Genomic DNA, 14943 nt, shown 5'->3' with positions numbered 1-14943 from the left:
GCTCGCGTGGCCGGAGGAGGAGCCGCACCAGACCATCGCCCCGGCCAGGTAGGAGCTGTCGTTGCTCCCGCTCGGCGACGAGACGCGCGGCCGGCCCGGAGTCAGCCGGGCCGCCGTGCGCAGCTGGTCCTGGAGCAGGGGGTCGGGCAGCGCCCCGAGGCCGTGCACCGCGACGAGGTAAGCCGGTGCGGGCCGGTCGGCGTGCGCGAGGGCGTACGCCGCCGCGGCCGCCCGGCCCGCCGGGGTCACCCGGGCGTTCGCCCTGCCCGCGATGACGCAGCCGAACACCAGCCCCGTGATCAGGGTGGGCAGGACCAGGGCGAGGAACACGCCGACCGACGCCCCGGCGAAGCTCGCGGTGACCGCCGCCACGAAGGCGGCGGGCAGCCCGATGAGGCAGAGCATTGCCAGGACGGTGCCGCCGGCCCGCCACGCGCGGCCGGCCCCGGGCGGGACCATCAGGCCGCGGAACGCCAGACCGTCCCCGATCTCCTGCACCGCCGCGTTGCCCATCACGGCGTACCGCAGGATGTGCAGCGCCCCGTTGGGGGCGGCGGCGAGCTCGGTGAGCACGGCTCGCTCCACCGGGTCGTGGGCGACCGCGCTGCGCGCGGAGGCGATGCCGGGGCCGCCGATCGCGAGGCGGCCGTCGAAGTACATCGTGGTGAGCGCGGTGTCCACGGCGCGGGAGGGGCCGCCGTTCAGGAAGGCGATCTCCATGAGGTCCAGGGCCCGGGAGTCTCCCGGGCCCGCGCCCCGGTGGAGGGCGGAGACGCCCCGGGTCAGAGCGACGCAGGTCGCGGCCACGGCGAGCGTGATCAGCACAGCGAGAACGGTCATGGCGCGTCACTTCCGGACGAGTGCGGCACGCGCCGCACGGACGAATCGGGTCGTACGGCGGGGAGGGTGCGCGGCCGCGCGGTCCTGCCACCAGTGGGTCAGCCGCCTGCGGGCGGCCTCGTCCCCGGGCTGACCGCCCGCCAGCACGTGCTCGGCGAAATCGAGCGCGTCCCGCCGGTAACCGGCGGTCATGGGCCGGGACTTGGCGTACGCGAGGAACGCGCGGCGGTAGTCGGCCCCCAGGATCTCCGGCAGCTCGGGCGCGACCTTGGCCACGACATCGGCCCGCTTCCCGCCGAGCGCACGGCTCTGGACGCGCAGGCGCGCGGAGTCGAAGCCGGCGGGGGCGGGCGTCCCGGCGACGAGCGCCGAGAGCAGCGCCGTCTGCGCCAGCGCGACACGGGTACGGGCGTCGCCCCCCGGGCCCGCGCCGTCCCGGGACGGGCCCTTCGGCGACGCCGCCGCGCCCGGCCGCGGGGGCCGGGCCCCACCGCGCGCCGCGGCAGGCGTCCGGTGCAGTGCGGCGCGGATCTCGTCCAGCTCCGCGGCCAGGGCCCGCGGCGGCGGGAAGTCGTCGTCACGTTCCAGCAGGACGCCCGGGGGGTCCGTGCGGGAGCGGAGGTCGGTCAGGATGTCGAGGACCGGCCGGGTCACGGGGTGGGCGTGGGTGTCGTGCCAGACGCCGTCCCGTTCGATGCCGCCCGCCACGTGGACGTACGCGATCGCCTCCACCGGCAGCTCGTCGAGCGCCACCGAGGGGTCCTCGCCCCGGTTCACGTGGTTCGTGTGCAGGTTGGCCACGTCGATCAGGAGCCGGACGCCGGTGCGGGACACCACCTCCGCCAGGAACTGGCCCTCCGTCATGTCCTCGTCCGGCCAGTTGATCAGCGCGGCGATGTTCTCCAGCGCCAGTGGCACCGGCAGCGAGTCCTGCGCGATGCGGACGTTCTCGCACAGCACGTCGAGCGCGTCCCAGGTGCGGGGCACCGGCAGCAGGTGCCCGGCCTCCAGACGCGGGCTCGCCGTGAGGGGGCCGCCCGCCCGTACGAACGCGATGTGCTCCGTGACGAGCGGAGAGCCCAGCGCCTGCGCCGTCGCCGCCAGGTCCGCGAGGCGTCCCGCGTCCGGGCGGTCCGCGCCGCCCAGACCCAGCGAGACGCCGTGCGGGATCACCCGCACACCACGGGCGCGCAGCCGCAGGAGGGACTCGGGGAGGTGGCCGGGGCAGAGGTTCTCCGCCACCGCCTCCACCCAGTCGACGCCGGGCAGCGCCTCCACCGTTTCGGCGATCTCCGGCCGCCAGCCGATCCCCGTACCGAGACGCGCGAGTCGTTCCATGAGTCCCCCTCCTCCGCTTCGTGCAGGGGTGATGGCCCCGGCGCGCGCCGGTGAATCCAGAGGAGGGGACCTTCAGAGGTTGATTTGAGGTTACGGCGAGGGCTCCGGGCGGTTCGTGTTCACCGCCGGACTGCCGATCTCGCCCTCCGGCTGCGCGGACGGCTGCGAGGTGAAGGTCTGCTCACCGGTGGGCACGGCGGCCGGCGGGGAGGGCACCGTCACCGAGTTGTCGGGCGGCGGCGGCCCCGAGGGGCTCGCGGTGGCGTTGCCCGCCGCCTCGTTCGCCAGGGCGTCGAAGTCGACCAGGCCGGTGGCCTCCAGCATGGTGATGTGGTCGAGCACGGTCTGGTTCGCGTCGCTGGCGAGCTGGCGTATCAGGGTGTTGCGGGTGGTGTGGCGCACCTGCGCGACCAGCGCGAAGACCTTGCCGTGCGCGTTGCGCAGCAGGTTGGCGAACTTCCGCTCGTACTCCGGGCCGCTCGCCGCCGACAGCTCCCGCAGCCAGCCCTGCTGCTGCTCGTTGGGCTGGTTGGGCAGCGGCACGTTGAGCTGCGCGGCCACCTTGCGGGCCCGCTTGTCGAGGTCGGTGTGGCCGACGACCAGGTGGTCGCCGGCCTCCTTGATCGCCTCGCTGGGGGCGCGTTCGAGCGCCTGCTGGCCGGCCGGCAGCTCCCAGAGGCCGGCCAGTCGCACCTTGACCAGGAAGTCCCGGTCGGTGGCGGAGAGCGGGCCCCACTGGGTGGCGACCGTGGCGGCGTTCAGGTTGGCCTGGCCGGTGCCGGAGCGGTCCGCGTAGGACCACACGGGGAAGGCGAGCGCGCCGATGGTGGCGACAAGTGCCGCGATGATGAGTGCTGTTCCGTTGATGCGTCGCAACAAGATGTCTCCCGAGCCGATGCGTTACACCGTCGAACCAACCGCCTGGGGAGCGGCCGGACAACCTACTTGCAAGTATTCAGAGGTACGTGTGACGCAGCCGACGCGTTCAGCGGCGCGCGGAGCGAATCCGGTTCAGCGGCGCAGCGCCGGGTGGTCCGCGACCACCGTGCACGAGCCGGGCGCGATCTCGGTGAAGCCCGCGTCCCGCACTGTCGGCAGTCCGCTCGCGGTCAGCTCCCGCCACCGGGCGGCCCCAGCGGTACGGACCGAGAGCGGGAAGCCGGCGGCCTGCCACGCCTTGCGCTCCCCCTCCGGCAGGTCCCACCAGGCGAGTTGGGCGCCGTGGCCGGCCTGCGCCATCGCCTTGCCGGCCGACATGTCGAGATCCGGACTCAGCCACAGCACCGGGCCTTCGGCGGGGGCCGGGGCCGGCGGCCGGGGATCGTCCAGCTCGGTGCCCGAGACCTGGAGCTTGGCCAGTTCCTTGGGCCAGCCGTCCAGCGGCACCGGCGGGAACACCCGTACCTCGGCGGCGTCACCGGTGACCGTGATGCCGGGCAGCGCCGCGGCCCTGCGCCACTCGCCGCCGCGTGCCCGCCGCACCACCTTGCGGATCCGGGCGTCCTGCCACAGCCGCATCACCTCGGCCCACTCGCCGTCGCCCAGCGACCGCTCGTCGGTGAGCATCACGAGGACCGCGCGGGCCGCCGTCTCCAGGGCGTCCGTACGGGCCGGCGGATCGTCCTTCTCGATGTGGACGACGAGGGGCAGCACGAACTGCGGGGCCTCGTCGCGCTCCGTCGGCTCGTGCCGGAAGGGACTGCCGGGGCTCTCGGGGATGTCGTTGTCGCTCACCCGGCCCAGTCTGCCAGCCGGGTCACCGCCCATCTCTACCCCGGCCGGCTTGGCGGAACCGATGGCTCCGGGCGAGGATGCTCCGCATGAAGAGCGATCTTTTTGCCTCAGAGAACATGGCGCAGCAGGCCACTGTGCCCGGGATGACCCTCCAGAACGCCAAGTCGGTGAAGTACGCGGTCAATGGCGAGATGCACGCGCGCCAGGGCTCGATGATCGCCTTCCGCGGCAACCTCCAGTTCGAGCGCAAGGGGCAGGGCATAGGAGGCATGCTCAAGCGCGCCGTGACCGGCGAGGGCCTGGCGCTGATGGCCGTGCGCGGCCAGGGTGAGGCGTGGTTCGCGCACGAGGCGCAGAACTGCTTCATCGTCGACATCGAGCAGGGCGACGCGCTCACCGTCAACGGCCGCAACGTGCTGTGCTTCGACGCGACCCTCTCGTACGAGATCAAGACGGTGAAGGGCGCCGGCATGACCGGCGGCGGCCTCTTCAACAGCCTGTTCACCGGATACGGCAAGCTCGCCGTGATCTGCGAGGGCAATCCCATCGTGATCCCCGTGACGCAGCAGCAGCCGGTGTACGTCGACACCGACGCGGTGGTGGGCTGGAGCGCCCAGCTCAACACGACGCTGCACCGCTCCCAGTCGGTCGGTTCCATGATCCGCGGCGGCTCGGGCGAGGCGGTCCAGCTCATGCTCCAGGGCGACGGCTTCGTCATCGTGCGGCCGAGCGAGCTGAAGCCCGAGAAGGCGGCGAGCAGCTGATCCGTCCGGTCCGTGCCCCCTCGGGGCCGGGAGGGCCCGAGTAGGCTCGTACGCATGGACGAGACGAGCCCGCAGTACGCCGAGTGCGTGCTGTGCCGGAAGCCGACCGAGTACCCGGAGTCGGTCGAGGGCGCCGTGTACTGCCCCGTCTGCGAGTGGCAGGAGGCGCAGCGCACGGCCTGCTCCGGGTGAAATCCGGTGGACAGTCGGCCGGGCGCTCGGGATCATCCGCACGGTGACGACACGAGACGAGCAGCCGATCACCTTCGTGGAGCTGGACGGGGCGGTCATGGCCGCCCTGCTGGACGGTGACCGGGCCGGGGCGAGCGCGAGAGCCGGGGTCGCCCTGAGCGACTTCTTCCTGACCGACAGCGCGCTCTGGCTGTGGCGCTACCGCCTCGGTCAGATCGCCGACGACCCGGCGGGCGCCCGCTGGTGCCACCGGATCGCGGTGTGCGCGCCGGACGGCGCGGTCGTCGGGCACGGCGGGTTCCACGGCCCGCCCGACGACCGGGGCATGGTCGAGCTCGGTTACGCCGTCGACCCCGCCTTCCGCCGCCGGGGCTACGCGCGGGCCACCCTCGTCGAGCTGCTGCGCCGGGCCGCCGCCGAGCCCGCCGTGACCACCGTCCGGGCGTCGATCCGCCCCGACAACGTGGCGTCCCTGGCCACCGTCGCCGGCTTCGGCTTCACCGAGGTCGGCGAGTTGTGGGACGAGGAGGACGGCATGGAGACGCTCTACGAGACTCAGCTCTTCAGGAGCTCCGAGACTTTCACGAAGCGGTAGCCGCGCTCGCGCAGCTCCGGAACGATCCGCCGGACCGCCTGCTCGGTCACCGGCGCGGCGCTGCGCGTGCAGTGCATGACCACCAGCGACCCCGGCCGCACCCCGGCCAGTACCTGGTCGGCCACCGCGTCCCCGTCGCGCGCGAAGGCGTCCCCGCTCACCACGTCCCACTGGACCGCCGTCACCTTGGCCGGGGCCAGGGCGCGCAGGGCCTCGTCGTCGTAACAGCCGCCGGGGAAGCGGAAGTACGGCACGACGTTCCGCGCCCCGGCCTTGCGGAACGCGGCGAAGGCGCGTTCCACGTCGGTGCGCATGGCCTGCCGGGCGACGGTCGGCAGGCCGTAGCAGGGGGACGTGAAGGCGTGGTGGCTGTACGAGTGGTTGGCGATCTCGAAGAGCGGGTCCCGGCCGATGGAGCGGGCCTGGTCCGGGTACTCCTCGGCCCAGCGGCCCGTCATGAAGACCGTCGCGGGGACCTTCAGCCTGCGCAGCGAGGCGATCAGGGCGGGGTTGTCGAAGCGCTCGCCGCGCGCGGCGCGCGGGCCCTGGTCCGCCGTCATGTCGGCGTCGAAGGTCAGCGCGACGGTCTTGGCGCGGGTGGCGGAGGCGCGTTCGAAGACCGGGGTGAGCCCGCCGGGCCCGGCCGCGAGGGTGGGCGCGGCGGCGGGCCGCCCGGCAGCGGAGGCGGAGGCGGAGGCCGGCGGTGGGGCGGCGAGCGAGCCCCGGGGCTCGCCACCGCCGGCGGCGCACCCGGCGAGAGCCGCGCCGAACACCGCCACTGTCATCAGTCTTCGTACAAAAGTGGTCACCGTCCGAAACTATATGATTATGCGTCAAACGTCCGTGTGCTACGCGGGCACTACTGCCGAACGGGTGCCGGAGCGGGCGGCCGACGAGCTGGAGTACCGGCGCAGGAGCAGTACGGCGGTGGTGGCCGGCCCGGTGAGCAGCCCGAGCCAGATCCCGAGCGTGTCACCCTCGACGGCGTACGGCTGGCCCCCGCCGCCCACGGCCGCACCCGCGAGCAGCGCCGCCGCCTCCAGCTCGTCCCGCAGGACCCGCAGGGCACGCTCAACCCCAGCCGCACTGTGGGTGAGACGCTCGGGCGCCCCCTGCGCCTGCACCGGCGCGCCGGCCGCCGCGAGGCCCCGGCGCGCGTCCTGGAACTCCTCGAACACGTCGGCCTGCCCGCCGCCTTCGCGGACCGCTACCGGCACGAACTCTCCGGCGGCCGACCCCGACGTGCTGGTCTGCGACGAGGTGACCTCGGCCCTCGACTCCGGCTTCACGCGGCAGATCCTGGGACCGGAGGCGGTCGCCCGGTAGCCCGGGACGGGCTGGGGGCGGACCCGTGCGGCCCGCCCCCCCCCGGGCGCCCGGATCAGTGGTGGAACGGGCCGCTCACGGCGAACGTCGTGCCCGGCGTGTAGCAGTTCACGTACATCGTCCCGCAGTCGGGGGAGAAGGTGACACCGGCGAACTCGCCCCACTCCGGCGCGTCCGGTGTGCCGATGTTCTGCCGGCCGCGCGCCATCGCGTACACCTCGCCGTGCTTCGTCAGCCCGTACACGTGCTGCGCGCCGTTGCCGTCCTCGCACACCATCAGGCCGCCGCGCGGGGCCAGGCAGATGTTGTCGGGCGACTCACCCGGCAGCTGGATGTCCGTGCTCGGGCCGAAGACGACGACCAGCGTCAGACGCCGCCGGTGCGGCTCGTACTTCCACACCTGCCCGAAGTGGTCGGCCGCCGAGCCCTCCGCGCTGCGGGCGAAGCTGGAGACGAAGTACACGGCCCGGTCGCCCCAGTAGCAGCCCTCCAGCTTCTGCGCGTGCGTGATGCCCCTGGGGCCGAAGTCCTGAAGCCGAATGGGGGTCTCCTCGGCCAGCGGGTCGGGCACCGGAACCCACTCGACGCCGCCGAAGCTGGCCCCGGTCTCCTGGACCGCCGAGAGGTCGGGCAGGCCCGGCACCCGCATCGCCTCCAGCGCGCCGCCGGCGCGCAGCGAGCCGGTGCCGCCCAGCGGCTTCTCGGGGAGGAAGCGGTAGAAGAGGCCGAAGGGCTTGTCGAACGCGTCCTCCGTCTCGTACACGATGCCGCTGCGCGGGTCCACGGCGATCGCCTCGTGCTGGAAGCGGCCCATCGCCGTGAGCGGGACGGCGCCGGTGCGGCGCGGGTCGACGGGGTCGACCTCGAAGATGAAGCCGTGGTCCTTGGTGTAGCCGTTGGTGCCGGCCTTGTCCTCGTTCTCCTCGCAGGTGAGCCAGGTTTTCCACGGGGTGGGCCCGCCCGCGCAGTTGACGGCCGTACCGGCGATGGCGACGCGCTCGCCGAGGACGTTGTCGCGGCCGTCCAGGGCGAGGGCCGTACAACCGCCCTTCGCGGCCGGGTCGTACGTCAGGCCCGCGACCGTCGGCACGCCGCGCTTCGCGCTGTGGCGGTTCTCGTGGTTGCGGACGAGGTGGACGCGGCCGTGCCGGCCCCTGAAGGCGCCCATGCCGTCGGGGTTGGAGGGAACGTTTCCCTCGCCCGAGCGCAAGGGGGCGCCCTCCCGGGAGAGGACCCGGTAGCGGAAGCCCTCGGGCAGATCGAGGAGGCCGTCCGGGTCGGGCACGAGCGGGCCGTAACCGCGGCGGCCCAGTCCCTGGGCGGCGGCCGTTCCGGCGAAGATCTCCGACACCGAGCCGGCGAACGCGACACCGATGCCCAGGGCGCCCGCGCGGGCCAGGACCTGACGGCGCGACGCGGACGACGAGGCTGTTTCAGACATGGGGTATCTCCCTGCTGGCGGACAGGAAACGTGACCCGCACGTGTGTAGCACGCAAGTGATCTCACGTGAACCATGCGGGCCACACCGCCTCGTGCGGCGCGTCAGCCCGACGCGTGCACCCCAGGTCAGACGAGGGACGCGCTCAGCGTGATCGTCGTACCCGCCAGCGCCTGGCTGACCGGGCAGTTCGCCTTGCCTTCCTCGGCCGCCTTGACGAACGCCGCCTCGTCCATGCCCTCCACCTCGCCCTGCACGGTGAGGTGGATCCGGGTGATCCCCTCGCCCGGCACGAAGGTGACCTCGGCCTTGGTGTTCAGGCGGGTCGGCGGGGTGCCGGCCTTGGCGAGGACGTTGGAGAACGCCATGTTGTAGCAGCTGGACTGGGCGGCGGCGATCAGCTCCTCGGGGCTGGTCTTGCCGTTCGGCTCCTCCGTACGGGCCGGCCAGGAGACGGCGTACTCGCCGATGCCGGACGAGTCGAAGGTCACGGTGCCCGTGCCCTTGAAGAGGTCGCCTTCCCAGACGGTGTGTGCCTGACGCGTTGCAGCCATGTCTAAAGCCCTTCTCGCGGACGGTGATCCAGGGCCAACCTACTGGGCGACGAGCCCCTTCGCGTCGCGCGCCAGCGCCGTCAGCCGGGAGATCGCCCGGAAGTACTTCTTCCGGTAGCCGCCGTTCAGCATGTCGTCACTGAACAGCCGGTCGAACGGCAGCCCGGAGGCCAGCACCGGCACCTCCCGGTCGTACAGCCGGTCGGCGAGGACGACGAGCCGCAGCGCCGTCGACTGGTCGGGCACCGGACCCACATCGGTGAGGCAGACGGCCCGGACCCCGTCCGTGAGCGCGCCGTAGCGGCTGGGGTGGACCCTGGCGAGGTGGTCGAGCAGGTGGGGGAAGTCGTCGAGGCTGGCGCCCTCGGTGGCGTACGCCGCCTTGGTGACCTCCTCGCCGGAGTACGGCGCGGGCGCCTCGGGCAGCCCGCGGTGGCGGTAGTCCTCGCCGTCGATGCGCAGCGGCCGGAAGTGGGCCGACAGGCCCTGGATCTCGCGCAGGAAGTCGACGGCGGCGAATCGGCCCTCGCCGAGCTTGCCGGGCAGCGTGTTGGAGGTGGCGGCGAGCGCGACGCCCGCCTCGACGAGCCTGCGCAGCAGCGACGACACCAGCACGGTGTCGCCCGGGTCGTCGAGCTCGAACTCGTCGATGCACAGCAGACGGTGTCCGCTCAGCGTCTGCACGGTCTGCTGGAAGCCCAGCGCGCCGACCAGGTTCGTCAGCTCCACGAAGGTGCCGAACGCCTTGAGCTCACGGGGTGCCGGGGTGGCGTGCCAGAGGGACGCGAGCAGGTGCGTCTTGCCGACGCCGTACCCGCCGTCGAGGTACACGCCGAGCGGCGCGGTGGGCGCGGCCGGCTTCTTCACGAAGTCGAACCAGCGCCGCTTGCCCCCGCCGGCCGCCGACGCCCCGCCGAGTCCGGCCGCGAAGGTGCTCAGCACGCGGACCGCCTCGCTCTGGCTCGGCTGGTTCGGGTCCGGTACGTACGTATCGAAGCGCACCGCGTCGAAGCGCGGCGGCGGCACCATCTCGGCGACCAGGCGGTCGGCGGGAACGTGCGGCTCGCGTGCGCACAGGGACAGGGGGGCCGCTTCGGTTATGGGCGCGGACCCATGAGCGGCGGTGGAGGACGACACGGGGCTCAAGTCTAGGCGCCGTGCCACACTGCTCGACATGCGACGCCTGTTCCCTGTGACCGAAGAAACACTCTCCGCCGCCGACGGCGAGTGGGAGCTCGACGAGCTGGCCGACGCCTACGCGTACCCCGAGGAGCGCGGGGCGTCGGGTGCGTGGCTGCGGGCCAACATGGTCTCCTCCCTCGACGGGGCCGCCCAGCACGAGGGCCGCTCGCAGCCGATCTCGTCCGACACCGACATGCGGATCTTCGGCACGCTGCGGGCCCTGGCCGACGTGGTGATCGTCGGCGCGGAAACGGTCCGTCTGGAGGGCTACCGCCCGGCCCGCGCCCGCGAGGTCTTCGCGGAGCGCAGGGCGGCGGCGGGCCAGGGCCCGGCGCCGGCGATCGCGGTGGTCAGCGCGAGCCTGAACCTGGACTTCTCTCTTCCGCTCTTCGCGTCGCCCCTCGTCCCCACCCTCGTCCTGACCGGCGCCACGGCGCCCGTCGAGCGCGTCCGGGCGGCCCGGGAGGCCGGGGCGCAGGTACTGGTGGCCGGGGACGGGGCCTCGGTGGAGCCGGCGCGGGCGGTGGCGGCGCTGGCGGAGCGGGGGCTCACCCGGTTGCTGACCGAGGGCGGGCCGCGGCTGCTCGCGCAGTTCATCACGGCCGGCGCGCTGGACGAGCTGTGCCTGACCGTGTCGCCGATGCTCACCGCGGGCCGCGCCCAGCGGATCGCCGACGGGCCCGGCGTGACGGTCCCGGAAAAATTCGCACTGGCGTCCGTACTGGAGGAGGCCGGGTTCCTTTTCACCCAGTACCGTCGGATCTGACCGGCAGCGGAATTCGCCGTTCCGCTTAGCTTTCGCTGGGCACACTTATCTCACGCAGACCCCGTGCGGGCACGGGGAAGGATGGTTTCCGCAGGGGGCCGGCGGCGTCACTCAGAAGCGCCGGCCCACGGAAGAAGAGAAGGGCGCCCGTCGTGTTCACGAGCGTATTGATGATCGAGAAGCCCCTGTCGTCCGTCGACGTGGAGTTCGTCAGCACCCTTCACGGTGACGAGGGCGTCTCCTTCGTCGTCCTGATGCAGCCCCGCGGCGACCAGGCGGACGTCCTCCTGCGCGCCATCGACGACGTAGCGCTCGGCCAGGTCGACGAAGCCGTACGGGAGGGCGAGGAGCCCCGCGGCGAGGAGGCGAAGCCGCTCGCGCAGCGCGGCCTGGAGGTGACCCTGGAGGCGCTGCGGGCGCGCGGCAGCGAGGCCGTGGGCCAGGTCGTCGAGGACCACCCGCTGGATCTCCTCAAGTCCGTCGTGTCCGAGACCGGCGCCGACGAAGTGATCGTCCTGACCGCCCCGCACTACGTCGAGGAGTTCTTCCACCGGGACTGGGCGTCCCGGGCCCGTCACAAGGTCGGCGTACCGGTGCTCAAGCTCTTCGCCCACAACGAATAGGCTGGGGCACCGCTCAGACGTCACACCTTGGGAGACAACGCATGGCACCCGGCCTTCCCACCGCCATGGACCGACCGCACTTCATCGGCATCGGCGGAGCCGGAATGTCGGGGATCGCGAAGATCCTCGCCCAGCGCGGCGCACGGGTCGCGGGCAGCGACTCGCGCGAGTCCGCGACCGCCGAGTCCCTGCGCGCGCTGGGCGCCACGGTCCACATCGGCCACGCCGCCGCGCACCTGGCCGACGACTCGACCTGCGTCGTCGTCTCCAGCGCCATCCGCGACGACAACCCCGAGCTGGTCCGCGCCGCCGAGCTCGGCGTCCCCGTCGTGCACCGCTCCGACGCCCTCGCCTCGCTGATGGGTGGCCTGCGGGCCATCGCCGTCGCCGGCACGCACGGCAAGACGACCACCACCTCGATGCTGGCCGTGGCCCTGACCGAGCTCGGCCTCGACCCGTCGTACGCCATCGGCGGCGACCTGGAGGGCCCGGGCACGAACGCCCGCCACGGCGAGGGGGACATCTTCGTCGCCGAGGCGGACGAGAGCGACCGCAGCTTCCAGAAGTACGACCCCGAGGTCGCCATCGTCCTCAACGTCGAGCTGGACCACCACGCGAACTACGCCTCGATGGACGAGATCTACGACTCCTTCGAGACGTTCGTCGGCAAGGTCGTCCCCGGCGGCACCCTCGTCATCTCCGCGGACCAGGCCGGCGCCGTAGAACTGACGTCCCGCCTGCGCGACCTCTCCACCCTGAAGATCGTCACGTACGGCGACTCCCCGACGGCCGACGTACGCGTCCACAAGATCACCCCGCGCGGCCTGACCAGCGAGGTCACGGTCCTCCTCGACGGCCGCTACCTGACCTTCACGGTCTCCGTCCCCGGCAGCCACTACGCCCACAACGCCGTCGCGGCGCTGGCCGCGGGCGTGGCCCTCGGCATCCCGGCCCACAACCTGGCCTCGGCCCTCGGCAAGTACACCGGCGTCAAGCGCCGCCTCCAGCTCAAGGGCGAGGTGAACGGCGTCCAGGTCATCGACTCGTACGCCCACCACCCGACCGAGATGACCGCCGACCTCGAAGCGATGAGGGGCGCGGCCGCGGACGCGCGCCTGCTCGTCGTCTTCCAGCCGCACCTCTTCTCCCGCACGCAGGAGCTTGGCACCGAGATGGGCCAGGCCCTGGCTCTCGCGGACGCCTCGGTGGTGCTCGACATCTACCCGGCCCGCGAGGACCCGATCCCCGGCATCACCAGCGCCCTGATCATCGACGCGGCCCGCACGGCCGGCGCCGACGTGACGCCGGTCGCCGACAAGGCGACGGTTCCCGAGGTGATCGCGGGAATGGCCAAGCGGGGCGATCTGGTTCTCACGATGGGCGCGGGCGACGTGACGGACCTCGGTCCGCAGATCCTGGCCCGCCTGTCGAACTGAGGGAGCCCCCATGTCGTACGACGTCGAGAAGCCCGACGAGCAGTGGCGCGCGGAACTGACCCCCGCGGAGTACGCCGTCCTGCGCCAGGCCGGCACGGAACCGGCCTTCGTCGGTGAGTACACGGACACCAAAACGACCGGGGTCTACTCCTGTCGTGCCTGCGGGGCGGAGCTGTTCCGCTCCGACACGAAGTTCGAGTCGCACTGCGGCTGGCCGTCGTTCTACGACCCGAAGGACACGGACGCCGTCGAGCTGATCGCGGACACCTCCCACGGCATGGTCCGCACGGAGGTCCGCTGCGCCCGCTGCGGCTCGCACCTCGGCCACGTCTTCGAGGGCGAGGGGTACCCGACCCCGACGGACCAGCGCTACTGCATCAACTCGATCTCGCTGAGGCTGACCCCCGACGCGGACTGATCCTCCCGGCGGGCGGGGCGCGGCGGCGTAGCGGGTCAGGCGTCCTGGGCGGCGTACGAGACGAAACCGGCCCAGGCGGCGGGGGAGAGGGCGAGCCGGGGGCCCTGCTTGTCCTTGGAGTCCCGGACGTGGACGGTGCCGGGGCAGGCGGCGACTTCGACGCAGTCGTCGCCGGAGCTGCCGCTGTAGCTGCTCTTGAACCAGGCCAGTTCCGTGGTGCTCATGCTGCTGCTCCTCGCATCCGCCGCAACAGGCTCAAGGAGTCCTCCGGGGAGAGAGCCTGTGAACGCATCCTGGCATACCGCATCTTGAGCATGCTGACCACTTTCGGGTCAGAGATGAGCTGGCCGCTTTCCTGCCCTTCCGAGTATCCGAACCACCGGTTCTCATGGGTCTCCACCAACCGCATGGGGCCATCCATTCCGGCATGACTCTCCCGCACCTGCGGCATGACCTGGATCTCGATATTCCGCAAGTCCGCGAGGTCGAGGATGTGGTCGATCAGCTCAAGGGTGACCGTCCTGCCGCCCGTGCGGCGTAGAAACAGATGCTCTTCGAGGATGAAGCTGTACGCGGTGTTCGGCCGATCCGGCAGCAACTGCTGGCGCTCCGTACGTGCCGCGAGCCGGGCCTCGATCTGATCGTCGTCCAGAGGCGGAAGCCGGTCTGCGAACAACCGCCGCGCGTACGCCTCCGTCTGGAGCAGCCCAGGGATCAACCGGCATTCGTACGTGTGGAGGCTGATCGCCTCCGCCTCCAGCCGCGCCCACTGCCGGAACCAGGCCGCCAGCCCCGGCTGCCGCGACAGATGCCGCGCGGACCTTCGGAGCGCACCGGTGTTCCCCAGGGCCTCCTCCGCGCGCTCCACGAACGCCTGGTCCGGCATCCGACGCCCGAGTTCGATCGACGCCACCGTGTGCTTGGAGAACCGCACCAGCGGAGCGAACTCGTCCCGGCTGAGCCCCGCGTGCTCACGCAGTGCCTGCACCACCGCCCCGAACGTCTTCATGCTGTCCGAGCACTCCGGCTCCCCGCCGCCCGTACCCTCGCCAACGCCCGTGCCGTCCACCACGTTCGCCCACCTCTCACGCACCCGCCCGTACCGCCCTCCAGCCTGCCCAGGATTACAGCCGGTCACGAGCCGTGAACACGCCACGTGCGCGTACGCTGACGCAGCGTACGCGCACGGGGTGATCGGGTGGGGGTGTCACTCGACGACGAGCTCGACCTCGATGTTGCCCTTGGTGGCCTTGGAGTACGGGCAGAAGGCGTGGGTGGCCTCGACCAGCCGGCGGCCCGTCTCGCCCGCCAGGGTGTCCGGCAGCTCGACACGCATGACGACCGCGAGGCCGAAGCCGGTGTCGTCCTTGCCGATGGAGACCTCGGCGGTGACCGACACGTCCTTGGTGTCGACCTTCATCTGGCGGGCGACCTGGCCCATGGCGCTGGCGAAGCAGGCGGCGTACCCGGCGGCGAACAGCTGCTCGGGGTTGGTGCCCTGACCGTTGCCGCCGAGGGCCGGGGGCATGGCGAGGGCGAGGTCGATCTGGCCGTCGGAGCTGACGGTGCGGCCCTCGCGGCCGTTGGCGGTGGCGACAGCGGTGTACAGCGCGTTCATGGGGGTGCCTCTCTCTCGACTGGAGGCCCTAAGAGTTGCACACAATCAAGTTGTGCACAACTGAATCGGGGGCGAGCGGTACGCTGGACCCATGACGCCCACGCCCCCGCCCACCACC

Annotated in this window: 19 protein-coding genes; 7 read left to right on the top strand and 12 right to left on the bottom strand. The window is 72.3% G+C overall.

Annotation, left to right across the window (positions count from 1 at the left end; all coding sequences use genetic code 11):
* The 4 genes from E2E34_RS20690 to E2E34_RS20675 all read right to left on the bottom strand — a co-directional run.
* Positions 1-840 (bottom strand): TIGR04222 domain-containing membrane protein (locus E2E34_RS20690; protein ID WP_138903411.1); only part of this gene is annotated, 840 nt, incomplete at its 3' end.
* 6 nt (positions 841-846) lie between these two features.
* Entirely contained in the window at positions 847-2178 is a 1332-nt protein-coding gene (locus tag E2E34_RS20685; RefSeq protein ID WP_138903410.1) for an MbnB/TglH/ChrH family RiPP precursor modification enzyme, read from the bottom strand.
* A gap of 90 nt (positions 2179-2268) precedes the next feature.
* Positions 2269-3054 carry a DUF4142 domain-containing protein gene (locus tag E2E34_RS20680; protein ID WP_208765289.1) on the bottom strand — a complete coding sequence of 262 codons (786 nt, stop codon included), beginning with the start codon at positions 3052-3054 and terminating at the stop codon, positions 2269-2271.
* A 135-nt stretch (positions 3055-3189) separates the two neighbouring features.
* Positions 3190-3945 carry a peptidyl-tRNA hydrolase gene (locus E2E34_RS20675; RefSeq protein WP_138903408.1) on the bottom strand — a complete coding sequence of 252 codons (756 nt, stop codon included), beginning with the start codon at positions 3943-3945 and terminating at the stop codon, positions 3190-3192.
* A gap of 53 nt (positions 3946-3998) precedes the next feature.
* On the opposite strand from E2E34_RS20675, the gene E2E34_RS20670 reads away from it, so the two are divergent.
* Genes E2E34_RS20670 through E2E34_RS20665 form a run of 3 tightly spaced genes read left to right on the top strand, consistent with a single transcriptional unit; the run spans position 3999 to position 5463 of the window.
* On the top strand, positions 3999-4676 hold the full coding sequence (locus tag E2E34_RS20670) for an AIM24 family protein (RefSeq protein WP_138903407.1): 678 nt from the start codon (positions 3999-4001) through the stop codon (positions 4674-4676).
* 54 nt (positions 4677-4730) lie between these two features.
* Positions 4731-4868 carry a hypothetical protein gene (locus tag E2E34_RS35530; RefSeq protein ID WP_167518331.1) on the top strand — a complete coding sequence of 46 codons (138 nt, stop codon included), beginning with the start codon at positions 4731-4733 and terminating at the stop codon, positions 4866-4868.
* A gap of 43 nt (positions 4869-4911) precedes the next feature.
* Positions 4912-5463: a GNAT family N-acetyltransferase gene (locus E2E34_RS20665; RefSeq protein ID WP_341870232.1), complete on the top strand. Its 552-nt coding sequence runs from the start codon at positions 4912-4914 to the stop codon at positions 5461-5463.
* On the opposite strand, the gene E2E34_RS20660 is transcribed toward E2E34_RS20665, so the two are convergent.
* From E2E34_RS20660 to zapE, 5 genes are all read right to left on the bottom strand, one after another.
* On the bottom strand, positions 5424-6248 hold the full coding sequence (locus E2E34_RS20660) for a polysaccharide deacetylase family protein (protein ID WP_138903413.1): 825 nt from the start codon (positions 6246-6248) through the stop codon (positions 5424-5426). The two genes, E2E34_RS20665 and E2E34_RS20660, sit on opposite strands and share 40 nt — an antisense overlap.
* A gap of 63 nt (positions 6249-6311) precedes the next feature.
* Positions 6312-6752 carry a hypothetical protein gene (locus tag E2E34_RS37495; protein WP_208765290.1) on the bottom strand — a complete coding sequence of 147 codons (441 nt, stop codon included), beginning with the start codon at positions 6750-6752 and terminating at the stop codon, positions 6312-6314.
* Between the two features lie 92 nt (positions 6753-6844).
* The gene (locus E2E34_RS20650) at positions 6845-8230 is read right to left on the bottom strand and encodes an alkaline phosphatase PhoX (protein WP_138903406.1); all 1386 of its coding nucleotides are present in this window, start codon (positions 8228-8230) and stop codon (positions 6845-6847) included.
* 126 nt (positions 8231-8356) lie between these two features.
* Positions 8357-8782: an OsmC family protein gene (locus E2E34_RS20645; protein WP_138903405.1), complete on the bottom strand. Its 426-nt coding sequence runs from the start codon at positions 8780-8782 to the stop codon at positions 8357-8359.
* 39 nt (positions 8783-8821) lie between these two features.
* Entirely contained in the window at positions 8822-9919 is a 1098-nt protein-coding gene (zapE, locus tag E2E34_RS20640; RefSeq protein ID WP_138903404.1) for a cell division protein ZapE, read from the bottom strand.
* 37 nt (positions 9920-9956) lie between these two features.
* Here zapE and E2E34_RS20635 point away from each other — a divergent pair, with 37 nt between their 5' ends.
* The 4 genes from E2E34_RS20635 to msrB all read left to right on the top strand — a co-directional run bounded on the left by E2E34_RS20635 (position 9957) and on the right by msrB (position 13207).
* The gene (locus tag E2E34_RS20635; protein WP_138903403.1) at positions 9957-10730 is read left to right on the top strand and encodes a pyrimidine reductase family protein; all 774 of its coding nucleotides are present in this window, start codon (positions 9957-9959) and stop codon (positions 10728-10730) included.
* Between the two features lie 152 nt (positions 10731-10882).
* Positions 10883-11353 carry an indole-3-glycerol phosphate synthase gene (locus E2E34_RS20630; protein WP_138903402.1) on the top strand — a complete coding sequence of 157 codons (471 nt, stop codon included), beginning with the start codon at positions 10883-10885 and terminating at the stop codon, positions 11351-11353.
* A gap of 41 nt (positions 11354-11394) precedes the next feature.
* Positions 11395-12789 (top strand): UDP-N-acetylmuramate--L-alanine ligase, encoded by a 1395-nt coding sequence (murC, locus tag E2E34_RS20625; protein ID WP_138903401.1) that lies wholly within the window; start codon positions 11395-11397, stop codon positions 12787-12789.
* A gap of 10 nt (positions 12790-12799) precedes the next feature.
* On the top strand, positions 12800-13207 hold the full coding sequence (msrB, locus tag E2E34_RS20620; protein ID WP_138903400.1) for a peptide-methionine (R)-S-oxide reductase MsrB: 408 nt from the start codon (positions 12800-12802) through the stop codon (positions 13205-13207).
* 35 nt (positions 13208-13242) lie between these two features.
* On the opposite strand, the gene E2E34_RS20615 is transcribed toward msrB, so the two are convergent.
* The 3 genes from E2E34_RS20615 to E2E34_RS20605 form a co-directional block, all read right to left on the bottom strand.
* Positions 13243-13431 carry a DUF397 domain-containing protein gene (locus tag E2E34_RS20615; RefSeq protein ID WP_138903399.1) on the bottom strand — a complete coding sequence of 63 codons (189 nt, stop codon included), beginning with the start codon at positions 13429-13431 and terminating at the stop codon, positions 13243-13245.
* Complete coding sequence (locus E2E34_RS20610; RefSeq protein ID WP_138903412.1) at positions 13428-14216, bottom strand: helix-turn-helix domain-containing protein; 789 nt, start codon at positions 14214-14216, stop codon at positions 13428-13430. Before E2E34_RS20610 ends, E2E34_RS20615 begins: the two co-directional genes overlap by 4 nt.
* A gap of 198 nt (positions 14217-14414) precedes the next feature.
* A complete protein-coding gene (locus E2E34_RS20605) occupies positions 14415-14825 on the bottom strand; it encodes an organic hydroperoxide resistance protein (RefSeq protein WP_138903398.1) in 411 nt (136 codons plus the stop codon).
* Positions 14826-14943 lie beyond the last annotated feature (118 nt).

Origin of the sequence: Streptomyces albidochromogenes (assembly GCF_005981925.1) — a bacterium.
GTDB lineage: Bacteria > Actinomycetota > Actinomycetes > Streptomycetales > Streptomycetaceae > Streptomyces > Streptomyces albidochromogenes.
The sequence above is the reverse complement of the archived record's forward strand: the minus strand, read 5'-3'. Positions and strand labels throughout refer to the sequence as shown.

What these genes read in the sequence shown, in the direction of transcription:
- E2E34_RS20685 (WP_138903410.1), bottom strand. Translation starts at nt 2,178, where the DNA reads ATGGAACGACTCGCGCGTCTCGGTACGGGGATCGGCTGGCGGCCGGAG.
- E2E34_RS20675 (WP_138903408.1), bottom strand. Translation starts at nt 3,945, where the DNA reads ATGGGCGGTGACCCGGCTGGCAGACTGGGCCGGGTGAGCGACAACGAC.
- E2E34_RS20670 (WP_138903407.1), top strand. Translation starts at nt 3,999, where the DNA reads ATGAAGAGCGATCTTTTTGCCTCAGAGAACATGGCGCAGCAGGCCACT.
- E2E34_RS35530 (WP_167518331.1), top strand. Translation starts at nt 4,731, where the DNA reads ATGGACGAGACGAGCCCGCAGTACGCCGAGTGCGTGCTGTGCCGGAAG.
- E2E34_RS20660 (WP_138903413.1), bottom strand. Translation starts at nt 6,248, where the DNA reads ATGACAGTGGCGGTGTTCGGCGCGGCTCTCGCCGGGTGCGCCGCCGGC.
- E2E34_RS20650 (WP_138903406.1), bottom strand. Translation starts at nt 8,230, where the DNA reads ATGTCTGAAACAGCCTCGTCGTCCGCGTCGCGCCGTCAGGTCCTGGCC.
- E2E34_RS20645 (WP_138903405.1), bottom strand. Translation starts at nt 8,782, where the DNA reads ATGGCTGCAACGCGTCAGGCACACACCGTCTGGGAAGGCGACCTCTTC.
- E2E34_RS20635 (WP_138903403.1), top strand. Translation starts at nt 9,957, where the DNA reads ATGCGACGCCTGTTCCCTGTGACCGAAGAAACACTCTCCGCCGCCGAC.
- murC (WP_138903401.1), top strand. Translation starts at nt 11,395, where the DNA reads ATGGCACCCGGCCTTCCCACCGCCATGGACCGACCGCACTTCATCGGC.
- msrB (WP_138903400.1), top strand. Translation starts at nt 12,800, where the DNA reads ATGTCGTACGACGTCGAGAAGCCCGACGAGCAGTGGCGCGCGGAACTG.
- E2E34_RS20615 (WP_138903399.1), bottom strand. Translation starts at nt 13,431, where the DNA reads ATGAGCACCACGGAACTGGCCTGGTTCAAGAGCAGCTACAGCGGCAGC.
- E2E34_RS20610 (WP_138903412.1), bottom strand. Translation starts at nt 14,216, where the DNA reads ATGAAGACGTTCGGGGCGGTGGTGCAGGCACTGCGTGAGCACGCGGGG.
- E2E34_RS20605 (WP_138903398.1), bottom strand. Translation starts at nt 14,825, where the DNA reads ATGAACGCGCTGTACACCGCTGTCGCCACCGCCAACGGCCGCGAGGGC.